This is a genomic window from Bradyrhizobium sp. 613_E4_N2_2, from assembly GCF_052075995.1.
GTDB lineage: Bacteria > Pseudomonadota > Alphaproteobacteria > Rhizobiales > Xanthobacteraceae > Bradyrhizobium > Bradyrhizobium barranii.
Window position 1 is genome coordinate 8,130,841 of record NZ_CP197234.1, and the last position, 19,314, is coordinate 8,150,154.

At 64.1% G+C, this 19,314-nt stretch carries 19 protein-coding genes; 8 read left to right on the forward strand and 11 right to left on the reverse strand.

Annotated features, from left to right (window positions below; genetic code table 11):
- Nucleotides 1-99: 99 nt before the first annotated feature.
- Nucleotides 100-1,041, forward strand: coding sequence for an energy transducer TonB family protein (locus AB7290_RS38530; protein ID WP_441254319.1), 942 nt, complete (start codon nucleotides 100-102; stop codon nucleotides 1,039-1,041).
- 8 nt (nucleotides 1,042-1,049) lie between these two features.
- Here the strand turns inward: AB7290_RS38530 and AB7290_RS38535 are convergent, their stop codons facing one another.
- Nucleotides 1,050-1,856, reverse strand: a complete 807-nt coding sequence (locus AB7290_RS38535; protein ID WP_014491706.1) for a response regulator — start codon at nucleotides 1,854-1,856, stop codon at nucleotides 1,050-1,052.
- Nucleotides 1,857-2,077: 221 nt separating this feature from the next.
- Here AB7290_RS38535 and AB7290_RS38540 point away from each other — a divergent pair, with 221 nt between their 5' ends.
- Together AB7290_RS38540 and AB7290_RS38545 are read left to right on the forward strand one after the other, a co-directional pair.
- Nucleotides 2,078-2,308, forward strand: a complete 231-nt coding sequence (locus AB7290_RS38540) for a NepR family anti-sigma factor (RefSeq protein ID WP_063986724.1) — start codon at nucleotides 2,078-2,080, stop codon at nucleotides 2,306-2,308.
- Nucleotides 2,308-2,856 carry a sigma-70 family RNA polymerase sigma factor gene (locus AB7290_RS38545; RefSeq protein ID WP_014491704.1) on the forward strand — a complete coding sequence of 183 codons (549 nt, stop codon included), beginning with the start codon at nucleotides 2,308-2,310 and terminating at the stop codon, nucleotides 2,854-2,856. Before AB7290_RS38540 ends, AB7290_RS38545 begins: the two co-directional genes overlap by 1 nt.
- Nucleotides 2,857-2,953: 97 nt before the next feature.
- Here AB7290_RS38545 and AB7290_RS38550 read toward each other — a convergent pair whose 3' ends face one another.
- The 8 genes from AB7290_RS38550 to AB7290_RS38585 form a co-directional block, all read right to left on the reverse strand.
- Nucleotides 2,954-3,655, reverse strand: a complete 702-nt coding sequence (locus AB7290_RS38550) for a nitroreductase (RefSeq protein ID WP_085398972.1) — start codon at nucleotides 3,653-3,655, stop codon at nucleotides 2,954-2,956.
- Nucleotides 3,656-3,791: 136 nt separating this feature from the next.
- Nucleotides 3,792-5,036 (reverse strand): acyl-CoA dehydrogenase, encoded by a 1,245-nt coding sequence (locus AB7290_RS38555; RefSeq protein WP_085398971.1) that lies wholly within the window; start codon nucleotides 5,034-5,036, stop codon nucleotides 3,792-3,794.
- A gap of 123 nt (nucleotides 5,037-5,159) precedes the next feature.
- Nucleotides 5,160-6,404: an acyl-CoA dehydrogenase gene (locus AB7290_RS38560; protein ID WP_085398970.1), complete on the reverse strand. Its 1,245-nt coding sequence runs from the start codon at nucleotides 6,402-6,404 to the stop codon at nucleotides 5,160-5,162.
- Between the two features lie 119 nt (nucleotides 6,405-6,523).
- Nucleotides 6,524-7,651: an acyl-CoA dehydrogenase family protein gene (locus AB7290_RS38565; protein ID WP_135214786.1), complete on the reverse strand. Its 1,128-nt coding sequence runs from the start codon at nucleotides 7,649-7,651 to the stop codon at nucleotides 6,524-6,526.
- 158 nt (nucleotides 7,652-7,809) lie between these two features.
- On the reverse strand, nucleotides 7,810-9,681 hold the full coding sequence (locus AB7290_RS38570) for an AMP-binding protein (protein ID WP_085398968.1): 1,872 nt from the start codon (nucleotides 9,679-9,681) through the stop codon (nucleotides 7,810-7,812).
- Between the two features lie 44 nt (nucleotides 9,682-9,725).
- Nucleotides 9,726-10,532, reverse strand: coding sequence for an enoyl-CoA hydratase/isomerase family protein (locus tag AB7290_RS38575; RefSeq protein ID WP_085398967.1), 807 nt, complete (start codon nucleotides 10,530-10,532; stop codon nucleotides 9,726-9,728).
- Between the two features lie 235 nt (nucleotides 10,533-10,767).
- Nucleotides 10,768-11,526 (reverse strand): SDR family NAD(P)-dependent oxidoreductase, encoded by a 759-nt coding sequence (locus tag AB7290_RS38580; RefSeq protein WP_085398966.1) that lies wholly within the window; start codon nucleotides 11,524-11,526, stop codon nucleotides 10,768-10,770.
- Nucleotides 11,527-11,581: 55 nt separating this feature from the next.
- Nucleotides 11,582-12,184 carry a TetR family transcriptional regulator gene (locus tag AB7290_RS38585; protein ID WP_085398965.1) on the reverse strand — a complete coding sequence of 201 codons (603 nt, stop codon included), beginning with the start codon at nucleotides 12,182-12,184 and terminating at the stop codon, nucleotides 11,582-11,584.
- Nucleotides 12,185-12,397: 213 nt separating this feature from the next.
- Between AB7290_RS38585 and AB7290_RS38590 the strand changes: the two genes are divergently transcribed.
- Nucleotides 12,398-13,570, forward strand: a complete 1,173-nt coding sequence (locus AB7290_RS38590; protein ID WP_085398964.1) for an acetyl-CoA C-acetyltransferase — start codon at nucleotides 12,398-12,400, stop codon at nucleotides 13,568-13,570.
- Between the two features lie 177 nt (nucleotides 13,571-13,747).
- Entirely contained in the window at nucleotides 13,748-15,292 is a 1,545-nt protein-coding gene (locus tag AB7290_RS38595; protein ID WP_085398963.1) for an acyl-CoA synthetase, read from the forward strand.
- Nucleotides 15,293-15,465: 173 nt separating this feature from the next.
- On the opposite strand, the gene AB7290_RS38600 is transcribed toward AB7290_RS38595, so the two are convergent.
- Complete coding sequence (locus AB7290_RS38600; RefSeq protein ID WP_063985757.1) at nucleotides 15,466-16,008, reverse strand: methylated-DNA--[protein]-cysteine S-methyltransferase; 543 nt, start codon at nucleotides 16,006-16,008, stop codon at nucleotides 15,466-15,468.
- A 138-nt stretch (nucleotides 16,009-16,146) separates the two neighbouring features.
- On the opposite strand from AB7290_RS38600, the gene AB7290_RS38605 reads away from it, so the two are divergent.
- Together AB7290_RS38605 and AB7290_RS38610 are read left to right on the forward strand one after the other, a co-directional pair.
- Entirely contained in the window at nucleotides 16,147-16,965 is an 819-nt protein-coding gene (locus AB7290_RS38605) for an alpha/beta fold hydrolase (RefSeq protein WP_085401957.1), read from the forward strand.
- 2 nt (nucleotides 16,966-16,967) lie between these two features.
- On the forward strand, nucleotides 16,968-17,780 hold the full coding sequence (locus tag AB7290_RS38610) for an alpha/beta fold hydrolase (RefSeq protein WP_085401956.1): 813 nt from the start codon (nucleotides 16,968-16,970) through the stop codon (nucleotides 17,778-17,780).
- Between the two features lie 42 nt (nucleotides 17,781-17,822).
- Here the strand turns inward: AB7290_RS38610 and AB7290_RS38615 are convergent, their stop codons facing one another.
- Nucleotides 17,823-18,278, reverse strand: a complete 456-nt coding sequence (locus AB7290_RS38615; protein ID WP_085401961.1) for a carboxymuconolactone decarboxylase family protein — start codon at nucleotides 18,276-18,278, stop codon at nucleotides 17,823-17,825.
- 99 nt (nucleotides 18,279-18,377) lie between these two features.
- Between AB7290_RS38615 and AB7290_RS38620 the strand changes: the two genes are divergently transcribed.
- Entirely contained in the window at nucleotides 18,378-19,247 is an 870-nt protein-coding gene (locus tag AB7290_RS38620; RefSeq protein WP_085401955.1) for a sigma-70 family RNA polymerase sigma factor, read from the forward strand.
- The last annotated feature ends 67 nt before the right edge of the window (nucleotides 19,248-19,314 follow it).

Here is a 19,314-nt window from a genome sequence, read left to right on the forward strand (position 1 = left end):
AAGCGGGCTTCCCAGCCCTTCGAATTGCCCACAGCCGCGCGAGCGCGATACGGGTAGGGAGCCTTGCAATCAACCTGACCGCGATTAGTATCCGCACCGATGCAGATGAAATTCCCCTTGTTGGCCGCGCTTCTCGGATTGTTGGCGGCGTTCCCCGCACATGCGCAGACTGAACCGCAGAGCGAGACCGTCAAAGCCTGGAAGGCGGGGCTGTCGGCACATATTGCAAGCAACAGGTTCTTTCCAGTTGGAGCACGGGGGCAAACCGGCAAGGCCAGAGTCACTTTCGTCATCGACCGGTCGGGCACGTTGATCTCGCGGGCGTTGGCTGAAAGCGCCGGCTCGCGGTCGCTCGACGATGCTGCGCTGGCGATCATCGCCCGCGCCGAACCGTTTCCGGCGCCACCTTCGGAGCTCAAGGAGGACTCGTTCCCTTTCACGGTGCAGATTGTCTTCAGCGGCCGTCAATTTCAGGTGCCGCCCTTAGGGGTCGTGCTGAGCAGGCCGGATCCCGCCTCCACGGATCCCGCCTCCACGGAGGCCGATCCCATGGCCGCCTGGCGCAAGACGGTCACCCAACACGTCTGGCGCCACAGGGCATTTCCTCCGGAGGCGATCGGTCAGAGGGGCGATACCGGCGTCACGTTCGTGGTCGATCGTTCAGGCAAATTGATCTCGAACGTGCTGGTAGAAAGCACAGGCTTCGCGCCGCTAGATGCCGCAACGCTCGCCATGGTCGAGCGATCCGTGCCATTCCCGAAACCGCCCGCTGAGGCGAAGGACGACCTGCAGAGAGTGACCGTCCTCATGAGCTTCGACGGAACGCGGCTAAACCCAGGGCCGTCGCCGGAACGAGAAAAATTGCTCAAATCCTGGATCGAGGACCAGGCCAGGCTGAATGCGAAGTCCCCTGGGCCACGATACCAAGCTGAATTCCATGCTTCGCAGCATCTGCCGCGGCTGCTGAAGCAGAACAGAACAACTCTCTGCCACATGCAAAAACGGCGCGCCTTGCGACGCGCCGTTTCCTTAGTCCGATAGAGGCTTGCTTACGCCGCCGGCGCCTTGGGCGCGCGGTTGCGCGAGTTCCGCTGGAAGAACAGCGCCTGGCTCGCCACCGCCGACACCATCGCGGGCTGGAACGGTTTTGAGATCAGGAACGCCGGCTCGGGGCGCTCGCCGGTCAGGAAGCGCTCCGGATAGGCGGTGATGAACACCACCGGCACCTCGAAGGTGCGGAGCAGCTCGTTGACGGCGTCCAGGCCCGACGAGCCGTCGGCAAGCTGGATGTCGGCGAGAATCAGGCCCGGCCGCTTGTTCTTGGCCAGCGCCACCGCATCGGCATGGGTGCGCGCGACACCAACGACATTGTGACCGAGATTCTTCACCAGACTCTCGAGGTCCATGGCGATGAAGGTCTCGTCCTCGATGATCAGCACGTCGGTCGCGATCTCGGCCGCCATCTCGCGTCCCGCGGCATCGGCAAGCCGCCGCGTCTCGGCGACGTCGGTGCCGAGGATGTAGCCGACTTCCTCTTCCGAGAATCCCTCGAGCGAGAGCAGCAGGAACGCCTGCCGCGGCAGCGGCGTGATGTTCGACAGCCGCCGCTCCGGCGGCATCGGCAAGGTCGTCACCTCGGCATCGTCGTTGACGGAGACCGAATTCCATATCTGGGTGAACAGCCGGAACAGGCCGGCGCGCGGACCATGGCTCTCGTCGAGCACGGACGGATCTCCGAGCATCGCTTCCAACATGGCTGCGACATAGGCGTCACCGGAGGCCTGGCTGCCCGTCAGGGCGCGCGCGTACCGGCGCAACAACGGCAAGTGTTCAGCAACAAGCTGCGAACGGGACATCCCCACTCCATTCATCTTCGGGCCAACCTTGACGAACCAGGCAACAAGCGGGGAGGCCCGGGTTCCCCTGCTGGGCTGTCTACGCCTCACGCCAAGAAAAGTTCCGCTTATCTGGGAACTTTTTGTCGAACCTGGAATTGTGCCTATTCAGGGAACGGCTCCCGGTTGAGAGAACTTCTCGATTTTACAGTTACTTAACTCGGGGAAACGTGGAACAGGTCATGAAAGATCTCAAGTCTCAAGCCAGCAAAAGCACGACCCCCGGCAAGGGAGGCCTCACTCCGGAGATTCAGTCCCGGATCGGCCACCAGCTGCGCGCCATGTACGACGACGTGGTGCGGCAGGGGGTTCCGGACCGGTTCGCGGAACTGATCAAGAAGCTTGATGCGCCCGGAGGCGCACCCCAAGTGGAACCTGACAGGGGCTCCAACGACAACAATGGGAGGGATTAATGCCTCTCACGGACTCCCTTCGTGACGACATCCTCGCGGCCGTGCCAAGTCTGCGCGCGTTCGCGATCTCGCTGAGCGGCAATGCCGACCGCGCCGACGATCTGGTGCAGGAAACGCTTCTGCGTGCGCTCGCCAACATCGACTCGTTCCAGCCCGGCTCAAACCTGCCGGCGTGGCTGTTCACGATCCTTCGCAACCTGTTCCGCTCCGACTATCGCAAGCGGCGGCGGGAGGTGGAGGATGCCGAGGGCAACTATGCCAAGACGCTGAAGACGCAGCCGTCGCAGAACGCGCATCTCGAGTTCGAGGAGTTCCGCGGCGCGCTCGAAAAGCTTCCGCAGGACCAGCGCGAGGCCTTGATCCTCGTCGGCGCCTCCGGCTTCTCCTATGAGGACGCAGCTTCGATCTGCGGCTGTGCAGTCGGCACGATCAAGAGCCGCGTCAATCGCGCGCGCTCAAAGCTCGCTGCGCTGCTTTATGTCGATGGCGCCGAGGACTTCGGGCCCGACGAGACCGTGCGCGCCGTGATCGGCGGCAGCGGCGGATAACGGCCGCGTCAACCGGACCGAGACGAATGTGAAGGCGGCCGTTTCTGCGGCCGCCTTTGCGCGTGCGTGAAAACCGGACGGCGCGCGTGAGACGGGATCATTCGTCCGCGAACGTGGCGGTGTCGGCGACGCTCGCGCGCGAGGTGCGGTAGCTGTTGACCTTGTCGGCGTCGTCGGCATAGCCGAACGAGATGCCGCAGACGACGCGGCGGTCGTCGGGCAGATTGAAGTGGCGGCGGATCAGGCCGGAGTGGCGCGCCAGTGCCGCCTGCGGAATGGTGCCGAGCCCGAGCGCCTGCGCGGCCAGCATGAAATTCGAGACATAGGCGCCGCAATCGATCGCACCGTAGATGCCGAGCGGCTCGTTGGTGTGGATGATCGCGACATGGGGCGCGCCGAAGAAATTGTAATTCTCCAGCGCCTGTTTTGCATAAGCCATCTTGTCGCCGCGGGCGATGCCGAGCGTGTTGTAGAGCTGAAAGCCGCTCTCGCGGCGGCGTTCGAGATAGACGCCCGCATATTCGCGAGGTGGCGTGAAGTCGTAATCGTCACCCAATCCGCCTGATGCTTCCTGGTAGATCGCCTGGCGGAAGCGCTCCTTGGCCGCGCCACTGGCGATGATGACCTGCCAGGGCTGGCTGTTGCACCAGGACGCGGTGCGCTGCGCGGTGGCGAGCACATGCTCGATGGTCGCGCGGTCGACCTCCTTGGCCAAGAAGGCGCGGACGGAGTAGCGCTCGTTGAGGAGCTCTTCGAGCACGCCGATGCGGTCTTGGGTCTGGCTCACTTTTGCATCCATGAATTAGCTCGCGCTCCTCGTAGGGTGGGCAAAGGCGCGATAGCGCCGTGCCCACCGACAGACTTGCCCCGGCGCATCTGCATATGGTGGGCACGCTTCGCTTTGCCCACCCTACGCGATACAGCGAGAGGCTGGATCACCGACCCTTGGTCGGGATCTTGTTATACGGCACGTCCTTGTCGACGCGAATGTCGCCCGGCAATCCCAGCACGCGCTCGGCAATGATGTTGCGCAAGATCTCGTCGGTGCCGCCGGCGATGCGCATCGAGGGTGAGGACAGCAGCATCTGCTGGAACTGGCCCTGCACCGTCTCCTCGTCGGCGCCGGTGAGAACACCAGCCGCGCCCTGAAGATCCATGGCGTAGGTCGCGATGTCCTGGAGCATCATGCCCGAGACGAGCTTGCCGATCGAATTCTCCGGCCCCGGGCGATCGCCCTTCGAGAGCGCCGAGATCGCGCGGTAGCTGGTGTATTTCAGCCCGCTCGACTTCACCGCCCAGCTCGCGAGTTTCGAGCGCACGGCGGGATCGTCGATGGCGAGCCCGTCCTCCAGCATCAGATTGGAGCAGAACTCGAACATTTCAGGGACGCCGGTCGCAAGCCGCGAGCCGATCGACATCCGCTCGTTCATCAGCGTCGTCAGCGACACGCTCCAGCCCTCGCCGACGGCGCCGAGGCGCTGGCTGTCGGGGATCACCACATCGGTGAAATAGACCTCGTTGAACTCCTGCATGCCGTTGGCCTGCTTGATCGGGCGGACCTCGACGCCCGGGCTCTTCATGTCCAGGAAGAACATGGTGAGGCCCTTGTGCTTGGGCACATTCGGATCGGTCCGCGCGATCAACAGACCGAAGTCGGAATAATGCGCGCCCGAGGTCCAGATCTTCTGGCCGTTGACGACCCAATTGTCGCCCTTCTTCTCCGCGCGGGTGCGCAGCCCCGCGACGTCGGAGCCGGCGGACGGCTCGGAGAACAGCTGGCACCAGATCTCCTCGCCGGAGGCGAGCTTCGGCAGATGGCGGCGCTTGGCGTCCTCGCTGCCGAAAGCCATCACGGTCGGGCCGCACATGCCCTCGCCGATCTGGAACGGTTGCGTCAGCTTGCCGTAGACGCCCTCCTCCTGCTGCCAGATCACCTTCTCGATCGGCGTGGCGTCGCGGCCGCCATATTCCTTTGGCCAGTGCAGGCAGGCCCAATTGCCCTCGAACTTCTTCTTCTGCCAGGCCTTGCCGACATCGACGATGTCATGATTGGCCAGCCGGATGCGGCCGAGCGAGGAATTTGACAGCTCGGTATGCAATTCCTTGGGCGCATTGGCCTCGACCCATTTGCGCGCGGTCTCGCGGAAAGCGGCTTCCTGCGGGGTGTCGTCGAAATTCATGGCGAACCTCTCAATTCTTGCTCGGTGCGTAGGGTGGGCAAAGCGAAGCGTGCCCACCACCTTCCCTCGTTCTCGACAGAATTGGTGGGCACGGCGCTACGCGCCTTTGCCCACCCTACGATTCTAACCTCTTCCCTTCGTCGGGATCTTGTTGAACGGCACGTCCTTGTCGACACGGATATCGCCGGGCAGGCCCAGCACCCGCTCGGCGATGATGTTGCGCATGATCTCGTCGGTGCCGCCTTCGACGCGCGTGCCCGGCGCGCGCAAGAGCATCGCCTGGAAACGGCCGACGAGTTCAGCATCCTCGCCGCTGATCACGCCGCTCGCACCCTGCAGGTCCAGCGCGTAGGTCGCGACGTCCTGGATCATCGAGCCTGCGACCAGCTTGCCGATCGAGTTCTCCGGCCCCGGCCGCTCGCCCTTCGACAGCGCCGAGATCGCGCGCATGCTGGTGTACTTCAGCCCGCTCGCCTTCGCCGCCCAGTTCGCAAGCTTCGAGCGCACTGCGCGGTCCTCGATCGCCGGGCCATCGTCGAGCATCAGGCTGGAGCAATATTCGAACAGCTCCGGGAAACCGGTCGAGACGGCCGCGCCGATCGCGCTGCGCTCGTTCATCAGCGTGGTCAGCGAGACGTTCCAGCCGTCACCGACCTCGCCGAGACGCTGATGATCGGGAATGCGGACGTTTGTGAAATAGACCTCGTTGAAGTCGGATGCGCCGCTCGCCTGCTTGATCGGCCGCACCTCGACGCCCGGGCTCTTCATGTCCAGGAAGAACATGGTGAGACCCTTGTGCTTGGGCACGGTCGGGTCGGTGCGCGTGAGCAGGATGCCGTAGTCGGAATAATGCGCCCCCGAGGTCCAGATCTTCTGGCCGTTGATCACCCAGTCGTCGCCGTCCTTTTCCGCGCGCGTGCGCAGGCCCGCGACGTCGGAGCCGCCGGCAGGCTCGGAGAACAGCTGGCACCAGACCTTTTCGCCGGAGGCGAGCGGCGGCAGATAGGTGCGCTTATGCTCCTCGCGCGCGAACGCCATCATGGTCGGCCCGCACATGCCATGGCCGATGATGAACATGCGGGACAGCTGGCCGAACGGCCCCTCTTCCTGTTGCCAGATCACGCGCTCGATCGGCGACGAGCCGCGCCCGCCATACTCCTTCGGCCAGTGCAGGCAGGCCCAGCCGGCATCGGCCTTCTTCTTCTGCCAGGCCTTGGCGACCTCGAGAATATTGGCGTTCTTGAGCTGGGTGCGGCCGAGCGAGGATTTGCGCAGCTCTTCCTCGTACTGCCTGGGCGCGTTCGCGCCGATCCAGGCGCGGGCGGTGGCGCGGAATTCGGCTTCCTGCGGGGTGTCGTCGAAATTCATGGTCTCTCATCCTTCGCCGGCGTCGTAGGATGGGTAGAGCGAAGCGAAACCCATCTGTCAGACCACCCGCGTCATGATGGGTTTCGCTACGCTCTACCCATCCTACAAATCACCTGTCGTTACGCCGCGTTCTTCTTGCGCATGCGGTCGATCAACTGGTCTTCCCAATAGGACAGGCTGCCGAGCCCGAGCGCCATGGCGTTGGCGCGGCGGTAGTACATGTGACAGTCGAACTCCCAGGTGAAGCCCATGCCGCCGTGAACCTGGATGTTGTTCTTGGCGCAATGCTGGAACGCCTGCGTCGCGCTGATGCGCGCGGCGGCTGCGGCTTCCGGCAGCTCAGCCGCGTTGGTCGAGAGCGCCCAGGCGCCGTAATAGCTGTTGGAGCGCGCCAGCGTCGCAGACACATACATGTCCGCGAGCATATGCTTGACCGCCTGGAACGAGCCGATCTGGCGGCCAAAGGCGATGCGGTCGAGCGCGTAGTCGCGGCCCATCTCCAGCGCGCGGTCGGAGCCACCGACCTGCTCGAAGGCGCACAGCACCGCGGCGCGGTCGAGCACTTGGGTCAAAATGCTCCAGCCTTCGCCGGCAGCTCCCAGCGGCTCGGCCTTGCAGTCTTTGAAGGTGATCTCGGCCTGCCCGCGGGTCGGATCGAGATTGGTGAGGCTTTTCACCTCGACGCCACCGGCCTTGAGGTCGACGAGGAACAGCGAGATGTCGCCGTCGCGACCGCTCGATCCCGCGCGTGCGGCAACCACGGCGAAATCGGCGATCGCACCATCAGCGACCGGCTTCTTGACGCCGTTGAGCACGCCATTCGCAGAGGTGAGCTTGACGTTCTTCGGCGACGGATTGCCCTTGCCCTCGAACAGCGCCAGCGTGCCGATCGCGTCCCCCGAAGCGATGGCCGGCAACCATTTCTTCTTCTGCGCGTCGCTGCCGGCGATCAACAGCGCTTCAGCGGCGAGGTACACGGTCGAGGAGAACGGCACCGGCGCGTTGGCACGGCCCATTTCCTCGGCGATCACGCAAAGCTCGAGATGGCCCGCGCCAGCGCCGCCAAACTCCTCGGGGATCGCGACGCCGAGAAAGCCCATCTCGGCGAGGCCTTTCCAGAGGTCCTTGTCGTAGGGCGCCTTGCCGTCGAGCACGACGCGCACCGCCTTCGGCGAGCATTCTTCGGTGAGGAATTTGCGCGCCTGGTCGCGGAGCTGTTTCTGGTCGTCGGAGAAATCGAAGTTCATGGCGGGCTACCCTTATTTATTCGTTGTCATTTATTTGCGCCGTCATTCCGGGGCGCGCGGAGCGCGAGCCCGGAATCCATATCCACCAGCCGGGGTTATGGATTCCGGGCCCGGCCCTTCGGGCCATCCCGGAATGACGAGTTGAGAGAGTTGCGCATTCATCGCAGCACGATCACATCCTGATCAGGCTTATCCGCATAGAGCCGCTCCACCAGCGCCGCGCGGCGTTCCAGGCCGGCACGCTGGTTGATGTAGCCCTTGTCGGTGAGCTCATTGCCGTCGATGGAGGGCGGCTCGGCCATCAGCATTGCGCGCGCGATAGCGCGGCTGCTGGCGCCGCCACATTCCGTGTTGTGTGCTTCGAGGCCACGTCTGAAGCAGGCGATCACCTCGGGATGTTTTACAGCATCCTCGAAGCTCAAATCGGGATTGCCGACGAGCTGGCGACAGGCGTGCAGGTTCGGCCATGCCAGCAGACCGATCGAGCATTGATCCTGCCCGGCAACCAGCGCGTCATGCACAACGGGCGTCGCCGCGGCGATCGCGTCAGTGCGGAGCGATCCGACATGGACGAAGGTGCCGGTGGTGAGCTTGAAGTCCTCTACGACGCGGCCGGCGAAGATGATGCCCTTCACCGGATCGGCATCGTCGACGAAGATGCCGGCATCGCCGATACAGTAAAAGCCTTCCTCGTCGAACATCTTTTTGGTGAGATCAGGCTGGCCAAAATAGCCGGGCGTGACGTTGACGCCGCGCAGGCGCAATTCGTATTTCGGGCCGCACGGCACCATCTTCAATTCGACGCCGGGGAACGGCAGGCCGATCAGGCCGACGCGCTCGGTGTCCCAATAGGTGCCGGTCGAGGTCGGCGCCGTCTCGGTCGAGCCCCAGCCAGTGTAGAACACGATGCGCTCGCCGGTCGTCTTCACCGCGAGCGCCTGCATGCGCTCATAGAGATCGTCGGGCAGCCGCGCGCCGCCATAGGCCATGATCGACAGGTTCTTGAAGAACGAGCGGCACAGCGCATCGTCCTTCTCCATGGCGGCCGCGAGCGCGGCATAGCCGGCCGGCACGTTGGCGTAATAGGTCGGCGAGATCTCGCGCAGATTCCGCAGCGTCTCCTCGAACTGGCCCGGCATCGGCCGGCCGTCATCGATATAGAGCGTGCCACCGTCGACCAGCACCGGGTGAAACGCCGCATTGCCGCCCATGGTGTGGTTCCATGGCATCCAGTCCAGCATGGTCGAGATCGGACCGCCGGGATCGCGCGGCCGCACCTGCATCATCATCGCCGCATTGGCGCACATCATCTCCTGCGTGTTGATGACCGCCTTGGGCATGCCGGTCGAACCGGAGGTGAACAACAGCTTGCCGACGGTCTGCGGCGTGATCTTCGCGATCGACGCTTCGACATCGGCGGTCACGGACGTTGCCGCGAGCTCGGCAAAGCTGACGCTCGTGATGCCGTCGCAGGGACGCACGACGTGAACGACGGTGACGCCGGTGAGATCGAGTGCGTTCAGCGCCTTCTCGAAGGTCGGGCCATCCTGAACCATCACCACGGCCGGCTTGATCAGGTCGAACAGATATTTCAGCTTGACGTGATCATGGCTCATCAAGGAGTAGGCCGGCGACACCGGAGCCGCCGGCGAGCGCGCCTGCATCGCGGCCTGCGTCATCAGCGCGTGCTCGATCGAATTGCCGGAGAGAATCGTGACCGGGCGTCCGTCGAGCTTGAGATTGAGCAACGTCTGCGTCAGCGCATCCACGGTATGCTTGGCTTCGCCATAGGAGACCTTGCGCCATTCGCGGTTCGCTCCGCCGCGCTGCGCGAGCCAGATGCGCTCAGGCGCTTGCCTGGCCCATTTCGCCAGCGAGGCCGGAAGATGCGTCTCGTAGGCTTGCAGCGGAATGCGCGACTTCAGCACCACCGTGCCGTCGTCGCGGCGCTCGACGTCGATGTCGCGCGCGAGCCACTCGACCTTGCGAAAGGCGGGCTTCGTCATTACGGCCGCCGCACTTCCACTCATTTTGCGTCTCCCGAAATTATCGTCCTTTGCGGATCGTTCTCGTTTCAGCGCCTGATATAGACAGGCTTTCGCTTCTCAAGGAAGGCCCTGATGCCTTCCGAAAATTCCTCGGAGCGACTGCACAGGACCTGGTTGCGGTCCTCTATCGCGATAACGGTTTCCAGCGATCCCGCATCGACGCTCATGTTGAGACATTCTTTTGACAGGCGCAGCCCCACGGGTGAGGCCGTCATCATCGCATCGACGTAAGGTTCAGCGGCTTCGTCGAGCTTGTCTTCGTCGACGACTTCCGAGACGAGCCCGACCGCGAGCGCACGCTCGGCGCCGATGAAGCGTCCGGTCAGGATCAACTCGGATGCGACTGAGACGCCGACGAGCCGCGGCAGAAAGTAGCTGGTGCCGATATCGCAGCCGCCAAGGCCGAGCTTGATGAAGGCACAGTTCATGCGCGCCGACTTCGTCGCGATGCGGATGTCGGAGGCAAGCGCCAGCGCGAACCCGCCGCCGGCCGCCGCGCCCTGCACCAGAGCGATGATCGGCTGCGGACAACGCCGCATCAGCATCACGATGTCGGCGATGCGGCGCTGCGAGTCGAGCGACTCGGTGACGCCGGGCGGCTCCTGCTGCCCGGCGCGGCGGGCCATCGCCGCCTTGAGGTCGAGGCCGGCGCAAAAATTCTTGCCGGCGCCCTTGAGCACAACGACGCGCGTGTCGCGGTTGCGCTGAAGGCCCTGGAAGTAAACGTTGAGCGCATCGATCAGCGCAGGATCGAGCGCGTTGAGGCTTTCAGGACGATTGAGCGTCACCGTGTCGACGCCGTCGTTGTGCTCGATCAGCAGCGGTTGGGACATGGGGCGCTCCTGCATCCGCTCTTCGAGTGGCGGTTATTGCGCCCTCTCCCCTTGTGGGAGAGGGCATGTACGTCGCTGACCAAGAACTCGCTTGGGTGAGGGGTCTGTCTCCGCGGATAGAGACCCCTCATCCGGCGCCATAGCCGATGCGAAGCATCGGCGTCCTTTTAAGGACGGCGGCCAAAGGCCGCCTATGCCACCTTCTCCCACAAGGGGAGAAGGAAGAGCGCATCTACTACCGCGGCGCCATGCGGATGGCGCCGTCGAGACGGATGGTCTCGCCGTTGAGCATCGCATTCTCGACGATGTGCACCGCGAGCGAGCCGTATTCCTTGGCATCGCCGAGGCGCGAGGGATGCGGCACCTGGGCGCCGAGGCTCTTGCGGGCCTCCTCGTTCAGGCCCATCAGCAACGGCGTGAAGAACAGGCCGGGCGCGATGGTGTTGACGCGGATCTTCTGGCTGGCGAAGTCGCGCGCGGCCGGCAGCGTCAGGCCGACGACACCGCCCTTCGAAGCCGAATAGGCGATCTGGCCGATCTGGCCTTCATAGGCGGCCACCGAAGCCGTGTTGATGATGACGCCGCGTTCTTCGCCGACCGGCTCGATCGTGACGAGGCGCTCGGCGAACAGACGCAGGCAATTGAAGGTGCCGATCAGATTGACGTTGATGATGCGCGCGAACTTTTCGAGCGGATAGACGCCGTCGCGGCCGACGATGCGCTGGGAGCCGCCGATGCCGGCGCAGTTCATCAGCACGCGCGCGACGCCGTGCGCGGCTTCCGCCTTCGCGATCGCGGCCTTGATCTGCTCTTCGCTGGTGACGTCGGCATGGAGCGCGACGCCCTTCACTTCGGCAGCGACCTTCTCGGCGTTGTCCTTGTTCTGATCGATCACACCAATCTTGGCGCCCTTGGCGGCCATGGCGCGCGCGGTCGCTTCACCAAGACCCGAACCACCACCGGTGATGAGAACGGCTACGTCTTTCAATTCCATGACAGGCTACCTTTCCTTGGGCGTTTCTTCTCTAGACTTGTACGTCTCGGCCGGATTATCCGGCCGCGGCAGCTTCCTCGGCTTGCGTGAGGATGCCACCGCAGATCAGCGTTTCCATGTGCTTGATGTATTGCCGGCAGACGTCATCGGTGACCGGACCGACGCCGATCGCGCGAGACATCGCGTGCCGGCCAAAGAACAGGTGATCGCAGGCGCCGATCAGGCTGGTGTAGAACAGCACCGGATCGGTGGCGCGGAACTCGCCGCGGCTGACGCCCTCAGTGAGCAGGCGCCGGTGGAAGTCCAGCAGCGGCGCGACGAAGAATTTTGAGACTTCGTCGGCAGAGCCGGCATTGGTCTCATGCAGCAGATAATGAATCAGCCGGTTCATGTAGGGGAACCGGTAATAGGCGCGGATGATGCCAGCGATATGCAGCTTCAGCTTCGCCGTCGATGTGATCGGTTGCGCCAGCAGATATTCCAGATTGGACATCTCGGTCGCGGCATCGCGCGCGAGCAGCGCCAGCAAGAGGCCGTCCTTGTTGCCGAAATGATATTTGACCAGCGCGGCATTGGCGCCCGACTTCTGGGCGATGTCGGACAGCGAGATCTCGATCGACGAGCGTTCGATCATCAGGTCGCTCGCGGCCACGAGCAATTTCTCTGCCGTGGAATTCTTTCCGCTCGGGAGCCTGTTCGGTACGCTGGTAGTCACGGAGTTCCCTGTTCTCGCCGCTTGAAGCGGCCGCAGATAAGCCGAAGCAGCGCCTCATCACAAGAGTTAATTGATCGATTGACTAAACGATATCACGCCCATTAAATCCGCGCCGACAATCCAACTCGATAGAGAACAATCCAGGGAGAGACCGACATGGCCGAGGCTTACATCGTCGCCGCTGCGCGTACCGCGGGCGGGCGCAAGGGGGGCCGCCTCGCCGGCTGGCATCCGGCCGATCTCGCCGCAAAAGTGCTGGACGAACTGGTCGATCGCACCAAGATCGATCCCGCCCTGGTCGAGGACGTGATCATGGGCTGCGTGATGCAGGTCGGTGAGCAGTCCAACAACGTCGCGCGCAACGCGATCATGGCCTCGAAGCTGCCGGAGAGCGTTCCGGGCACCTCGATCGACCGGCAGTGCGGCTCCTCGCAGCAGGCGCTGCACTTCGCCGCGCAAGCCGTGATGTCCGGCACGATGGACGTGGTGATCGCCGCCGGCGTGGAATCGATGACGCGCGTGCCGATGGGCCTGTCCTCGCAGCTTCCGGCCAAGAACGGCTTTGGCAATTACAAGAGCCCGGGCATCGAGCACAAATATCCGAACATCGTGTTCAGCCAGTTCACCGGCGCGGAGATGATGGCCGAGAAGTACGGCCTGTCGAAGAATGATCTCGACGAATACTCCTACAACAGCCATCAGCGCGCGATCGCAGCGACGCAAGCCGGCCACTTCAAGAAGGAGATCGTGCCGCTCGAGATCACCCGCGCCGACGGCAGCAAGGACACCCATCACATCGACGAAGGCATCCGCTTCGACGCCACGCTCGACGGCATCAAGGGCGTCAAGCTGATTGCCGAGAACGGCAAGCTGACGGCGGCGAGCGCCAGCCAGATCTGCGACGGCGCCTCCGGTGTCATGGTGGTGAACGAGCGCGGCCTCAAGCAGCTCGGACTCACACCGCTGGCGCGCATCCATCACATGACCATGACCGGCGGCGATCCCGTCATCATGCTCGATGCTCCGCTGCACGCCACCAAGCGCGCGCTGGAGAAGGCCGGCATGACGATCGACGACATCGACCTGTTCGAGGTCAACGAGGCCTTCGCCTCGGTGCCGACCGGCTGGCTCAAGACCACCGGCGCCGATCCAGCCCGCCTCAACGTCAATGGCGGCGCCATCGCGCTCGGTCATCCGCTCGGCGGCTCCGGCACCAAGTTGATGACCACACTGGTCCACGCCCTGCACCAGCGCGGCAAGCGCTATGGCCTGCAGACTATGTGCGAAGGCGGCGGCATGGCGAATGTAACGATCGTGGAGCGGCTGTAAGCTGCTGCTGCCACACTAACGGTGTCGTCCCGGCGAAAGCCGGGACCCATACCGCGAAATCTATCGATTGTGGTTGGTCGCAGTACCGAACGACAATCCTCTGCCAAACGACGCCCTGTGGTTATGGGTCCCGGCTTTCGCCGGGACGACATCTCGTGTGCCTTGGGACCTACGCTTATGACCCATCCGTCCGTCTACGCCAAAACCACGCCCGACAAGATCGCCTACCAGATGGCCGGGACCGGCAGGGCGATCACCTATCGCGAGCTCGACGAGCTCTCGAACCAGGGCGCAAACCTGTTCCGCTCGCTCGGCCTGAAGGCCGGCGACCACATCGCGCTCTTGATGGAAAACCGTCTCGCGTTCATGGAGATCTGCTGGGCCGCGCAACGCAGCGGGCTCTATTACACCGCCATCAGCCGCTATCTGAAGCAGGACGAGATCGACTACATCATCGGCGATTGCGGCGCCAAGGTCGTGATCACCACGCCGAAATGCGCCGACCAGATCAGGGCCCTGATCAAGGGGACCGCAGGCGAGCCGATCTTCTACATGGTCGACGAACCCCAGCCCGGCTTCCGCTCCTACGACAAGGAAGCGTCGGCACAGCCGACAACGCCGATTGCGGACGAGGTCGCCGGCTACGACATGCTGTATTCGTCCGGCACCACCGGCCGACCGAAGGGCATCAAGAGGGCCTTCGAAGGCAACAAGATCGACGTGCCGAACGCCTTCCTGCGCGTCCTCTGCGCCGACATGTGTGGCATGAATGCGGAGAGCACCTATCTCTCGCCGGCGCCGCTCTATCACGCGGCTCCGCTGCGCTTCAACATGATGGCGATCGTGCTGGGCGGCACCTCCATCATCATGGAGCATTTTGACGCCGAGGATTTTCTCAAGCTCGTCGAGAAGTACAAGGTCACGCAGTCACAGCTTGTACCGACCATGTTCGTGCGCATGCTGAAGCTGCCGGACGAGGTTCGCGGCAAGTACAACGTCTCCACGCTGAAGGGCGCGATCCACGCCGCTGCCCCCTGCCCTGTCGACGTCAAGGCAAAAATGATCGAATGGTGGGGACCGATCCTGATCGAGTATTACGCCGGCTCGGAAGGCAACGGCGTCACCGTCTGCAATTCGCAGCAATGGCTGGAGCATCGCGGCAGCGTCGGCCGCGCCGTGGTCGGCAAGATCAAGATCCTGGACGAGAACGACGAGGAGCAGCCGGTGGGCGAGATCGGCACGGTCTATTTCGCCGATGCGCCTGTTTTCACCTATCACAACGATCCAGAGAAAACGAAGAAGGCCTACAACGCCAAGGGTTGGTCGACGCTTGGCGACGTCGGCTACCTCGACAAGGACGGTTTTCTGTTCCTCACCGACCGCAAGTCCTACATGATCATCTCCGGCGGGGTGAACATCTACCCGCAGGAGACCGAGGACGTGCTCATCACTCACCCTGATATCGCCGACGTCGCCGTGTTCGGCGTGCCGAACGAGGAGATGGGCGAAGAGGTGAAGGCGGTGGTGCAGCCACACGACATGAGCCGCGCCGGCAAGGCGCTCGAAGCCGACCTGATCGCCTACTGCAAGACACGTCTCTCGGCGATCAAATGCCCGCGCTCGATCGATTTCGAAGCCGAGCTGCCGCGCACGCCGACGGGCAAGCTGGTGAAGCGGCATCTGCGCGACCGGTATTGGCCGAAGACGACGGCAAAGATTTAGCCACTTGCTTACCCTCCCCTGGAGGGGGAGGGTCGGCGCGAAGCGACGGGGTGGGGTGATCTCTCCACTCGGGCACTGTTCCACTCGGAGAGACTGTCACCCCGCCCCGCTGCGCATTCCGCTTCGCTGCATGCGCATCGACCCTCCCCCTCCAGGGGAGGGTGAAGCGGAGATTAATCAAACAAACTCGGCGTGTGGTTCACCAGCGCGCCTTCGATCTCGAGCATCTTCAGCTTCGTCACCACGCCGCCATTGGCCGAGAAGCCGCCGGGCTTGTTGCCGGCGGCCAGCACGCGATGGCAGGGCACGACGATCGGGCACGGGTTGCGGCCGAGCGCCTGACCGACATCGCGCGACAGCTGGACGCCGCCGAGCTGCTTGGCGATGTCGCCATAGGTGATGGTCTTGCCGGGCGGGATGGCGCGGGCGATCTCGTAGACGCCGCGGTTGAAGTCGGGCACGCCGTCGAGATCGAGCGGGATGTCGGTGAGATCGTCCGGCTCGCCCGCGAGCAATTTTGTGATGCGGTCGATCGCCTCTCGCACCTCGGCGGTCGGCTCTGCCTCGGTGGCGTCGGCATGGCGCTGGCTGATGCGGGTGCGGATCTTCTCCTCGCCGCCCATGGGCAGTTGCGTGCCGTTGATACCACGCGGGCCCCAGGCGATGGCACAGAGGCCGATCCTGGTGTCGAACAGGGCAAAATGCTGGTCGGTCATGACTTGGTTCCTGGCTTGCGCCCTCGTCGCATGCCCCCATTGTGATCCATGCCTAAATCTAGGCTTGGAAATAGTTGCGATCCACCCGGTTTCCGGGAATCTTGCACAGGAGTTCCTGCCCCCTCCCGCGAGCCCCGAATGCAAAGCCTCCACGTCAACGGATACGACATGCCCTATCTCGACGTGGGCGAAGACAGGAGCCGGCCGCCGCTGGTCTGTGTACATGGCTCGCTCAATGACTTCCGCGTCTGGGGCTGCGTGCTCGGACCGCTGACGCAGCGGCATCGGGTGATCGCCGTCAGCTTGCGGCACTTCTTCCCGGACCGCTGGGATGGCGTCGGCGACACCTATTCGATCGCCCAGCATGTCCAGGACGTCATCGCCTTCATCGAGAAGCTCGACGTCGGCCCGGTCGATCTGATGGGCCATTCCCGCGGCGGGCACATCTGCTTCCGCGTGGCACAGGCGCGCCCCGACCTGTTGCGGCGGCTGATCCTGGCCGAACCCGGCGGCGAGCTCGATGCGAGCCTCGATCCCGATTACGTCGGCGGCCCCTCGCCGCTGTTGGCGCGGTTCACGGCCTCGGCCGAGAAGATCGCGGCCGGCGATGTCGACGGCGGCCTTGCCGTCTTCGTGGACACGCTGGAGGGCGCCGGCACCTGGCCGCGGCTGCCGGCGATGGTGAAGCAGAATCTGCGCGACAACGCCTATACCCTGATCGGGCAGGTCCGCGACAACCGTCCGCCCTTCTTGAAGGCGGATGCGGAATCGATCAGGATGCCGACGCTGTTCATCCTGGGTGCGCGGACCAAAGGCCTGCTGCCAAAGGTGCTGCATGCGCTGGCCGCGCACGTACCCTATTCCAAGACGGCGATCATCCCGAACGCGACCCATCCGATGTTCGAGCAGGCGCCGCAAAAATACACCGAACTGGTTCTGGATTTCCTGGCGAGCTGATCATGCAGAGCTTTCGCGTCAACGGTTACGACATGGCCTATCTCGAAGTCGGCGACGGCCCGCCGCTGGTCTGCGTCCATGGCACGTTAGGTGATTTCCGCACCTGGTATTCAGTGCTCGGCTCGCTGTCGAAGTCCCATCGCGTCATCTCGGTCAGCCTGCGGCACTTCTTTCCCGAGCATTGGGACGCCGTCGGCGACGATTACAAGATGGCGCAGCACGTCGCGGACACGATCGCCTTCATCGAGCAGGTCAGACCCGGCCCGGTCGACCTGATGGGCCATTCGCGCGGCGGCCACATCGCGTTTCGCGTCGCGCAAGCGCGGCCTGACCTGCTGCGCAAGCTGGTGCTGGCCGAGCCGGGCGGCGATCTCGACGCCAGCCTGCCGGTGCCGGAAGGCACGCCCGCGCATCCGCCGCTCGCCGCGAAGACGGTGCGCTCGGTCGAGATGATCCGTGCCGGCGACATCGACGGCGCGCTGCAGAATTTCTACGAGGGCATCGAAGGCGACGGCTCGTGGCGGCGCGTGCCGGCGGCGGCGAAGCAACAGCTGCGCGACAACACGCTCACCTTCCTCGGCCAGATCAACGAGCAGCGCCGGTCCTACACGCTCGCGGATGCGCAGGCGATCAGGACACCGACGCTGCTGATCGGCGGCGGTGCGACCACCGGCAGCCTGTCGGTAATGTGGCGCGTGCTGGCCGAGCACATCGCGGGCAGCAAGACGGCGGTGATCGAGAATGCCGGCCACTGGATGTTCGAGCAGGCGCCGCTTGAGTTCGGCGAGGTCGTAAACAGGTTTCTGGCGGAGTAGCTTCTTCGCCTCTCCCCGCGTGCGGGGAGAGGAAAAAGAGCCTCACACCTTCCAGACACCCACCGGCATCTTGATCGTCGCATTCAGCCGGTTCCAGACGTTGATGGTCGCGATCGAGAGGATCAGGGTTGCGAGCTCGCGCTCGTCAAAATGCTTGGCGGCCTCGTTCCAGATCGCATCCGGCACCGGGTCCTCGCGATCGGCAAGGCGCGTGACGGCTTCGGTCAGCGCCAGCGCGGCGCGTTCGGCGTCGCTGAAATAGGGCGCGTCGCGCCAGGCCGAGACGGCGAACAAGCGCTCGTCGGTCTCGCCAGCCCTGCGGGCGATCTTCGGATGCATGTCGACACAGACACTGCAGCCGTTGATCTGGCTGGCGCGCAGGTGCACCAGTTCCAGGAGCTTTTCCGGCAGCCCCTGCTTGGTCAAATTGCCGAGGGATTGAAGGTGGTTCATGGCTTCAGGCAGGACCATGACGGGGTGGTTCATGCGCGCGTGCATCATCTTGCGTCTCCGTTTGAGAATTTCGAAGGTTCCGGTCACATCGGCCGGATTGGCTTCGTCATGGGCATGACGGATTGCGATGAGGGAATGTGACCGATGACCCAGAAAAACTTCGAAGAAAATTTTCTCAGCCGCCAGTTCGAGGCCAGCAGGGACCATTTGCGCGCGGTCGCCTACCGGATGCTGGGTTCCAGTGCCGAGGTCGACGATGCCGTGCAGGAGGCCTGGCTGCGGGTCAGCCGTTACGACACGTCCGATGTCGCGAACCTGCGCGGCTGGCTGACCACCGTGGTCGCGCGCATCTGCCTCGACATGCTGCGCGCGCGCAAATCGCGCCGCGAGGACCCGATGGGCCCGCACGTGCCCGAGCCGGTCGACGAGACGCGGGAGCGCGAGGCGGAGATGGCCGATTCCGTCGGCGCGGCCCTTCTCGTCGTGCTCGAGACATTGCAGCCGGCGGAACGGCTGGCCTTCGTGCTGCACGATATGTTCGCAGTCCCCTTCGAGGAGATCGCGCCGATCGTCGGACGCTCGGTCGACGCCTCACGGCAGCTTGCGAGCCGCGCACGTCGGCGCGTCCAGGGTGCGCCGGTGCCCGAGGCGCACATCTCGCACCAGCGCGCGATCGTCGATGCTTTCCTCAGGGCTTCGCGCGAGGGCAATTTCGAGGGCCTGCTGGCCCTGCTCGATCCCGACGTCGTGTTCCGTGCCGACCAGGCTGCGGTGCGGCTCGGCACGCTGCCGGAGATCCGCGGCGCGGATGCGGTCGCACAGCTCTACAAGGGCCGTGCGCAGGCTGCACGGACGGCGCTGGTCGATGGCGAGATCGGCGTCGCCGTCATCTTCGGCGAACGTCTGCGCATCGCGCTGCGCGTGACGTTCAACGGCGACCGGATCGCGGGGATCGAGGCGGTAGCCGATGCGGACCAGATCGCGACGATGGAGGTGGAGGTGCTGGAGCGCTAGCGGGACGTGGCATCGCGTCTTTCCGGATGCTAGGCTTTCCGCGCAATCGCGCGCGGTGCCAGCGCTC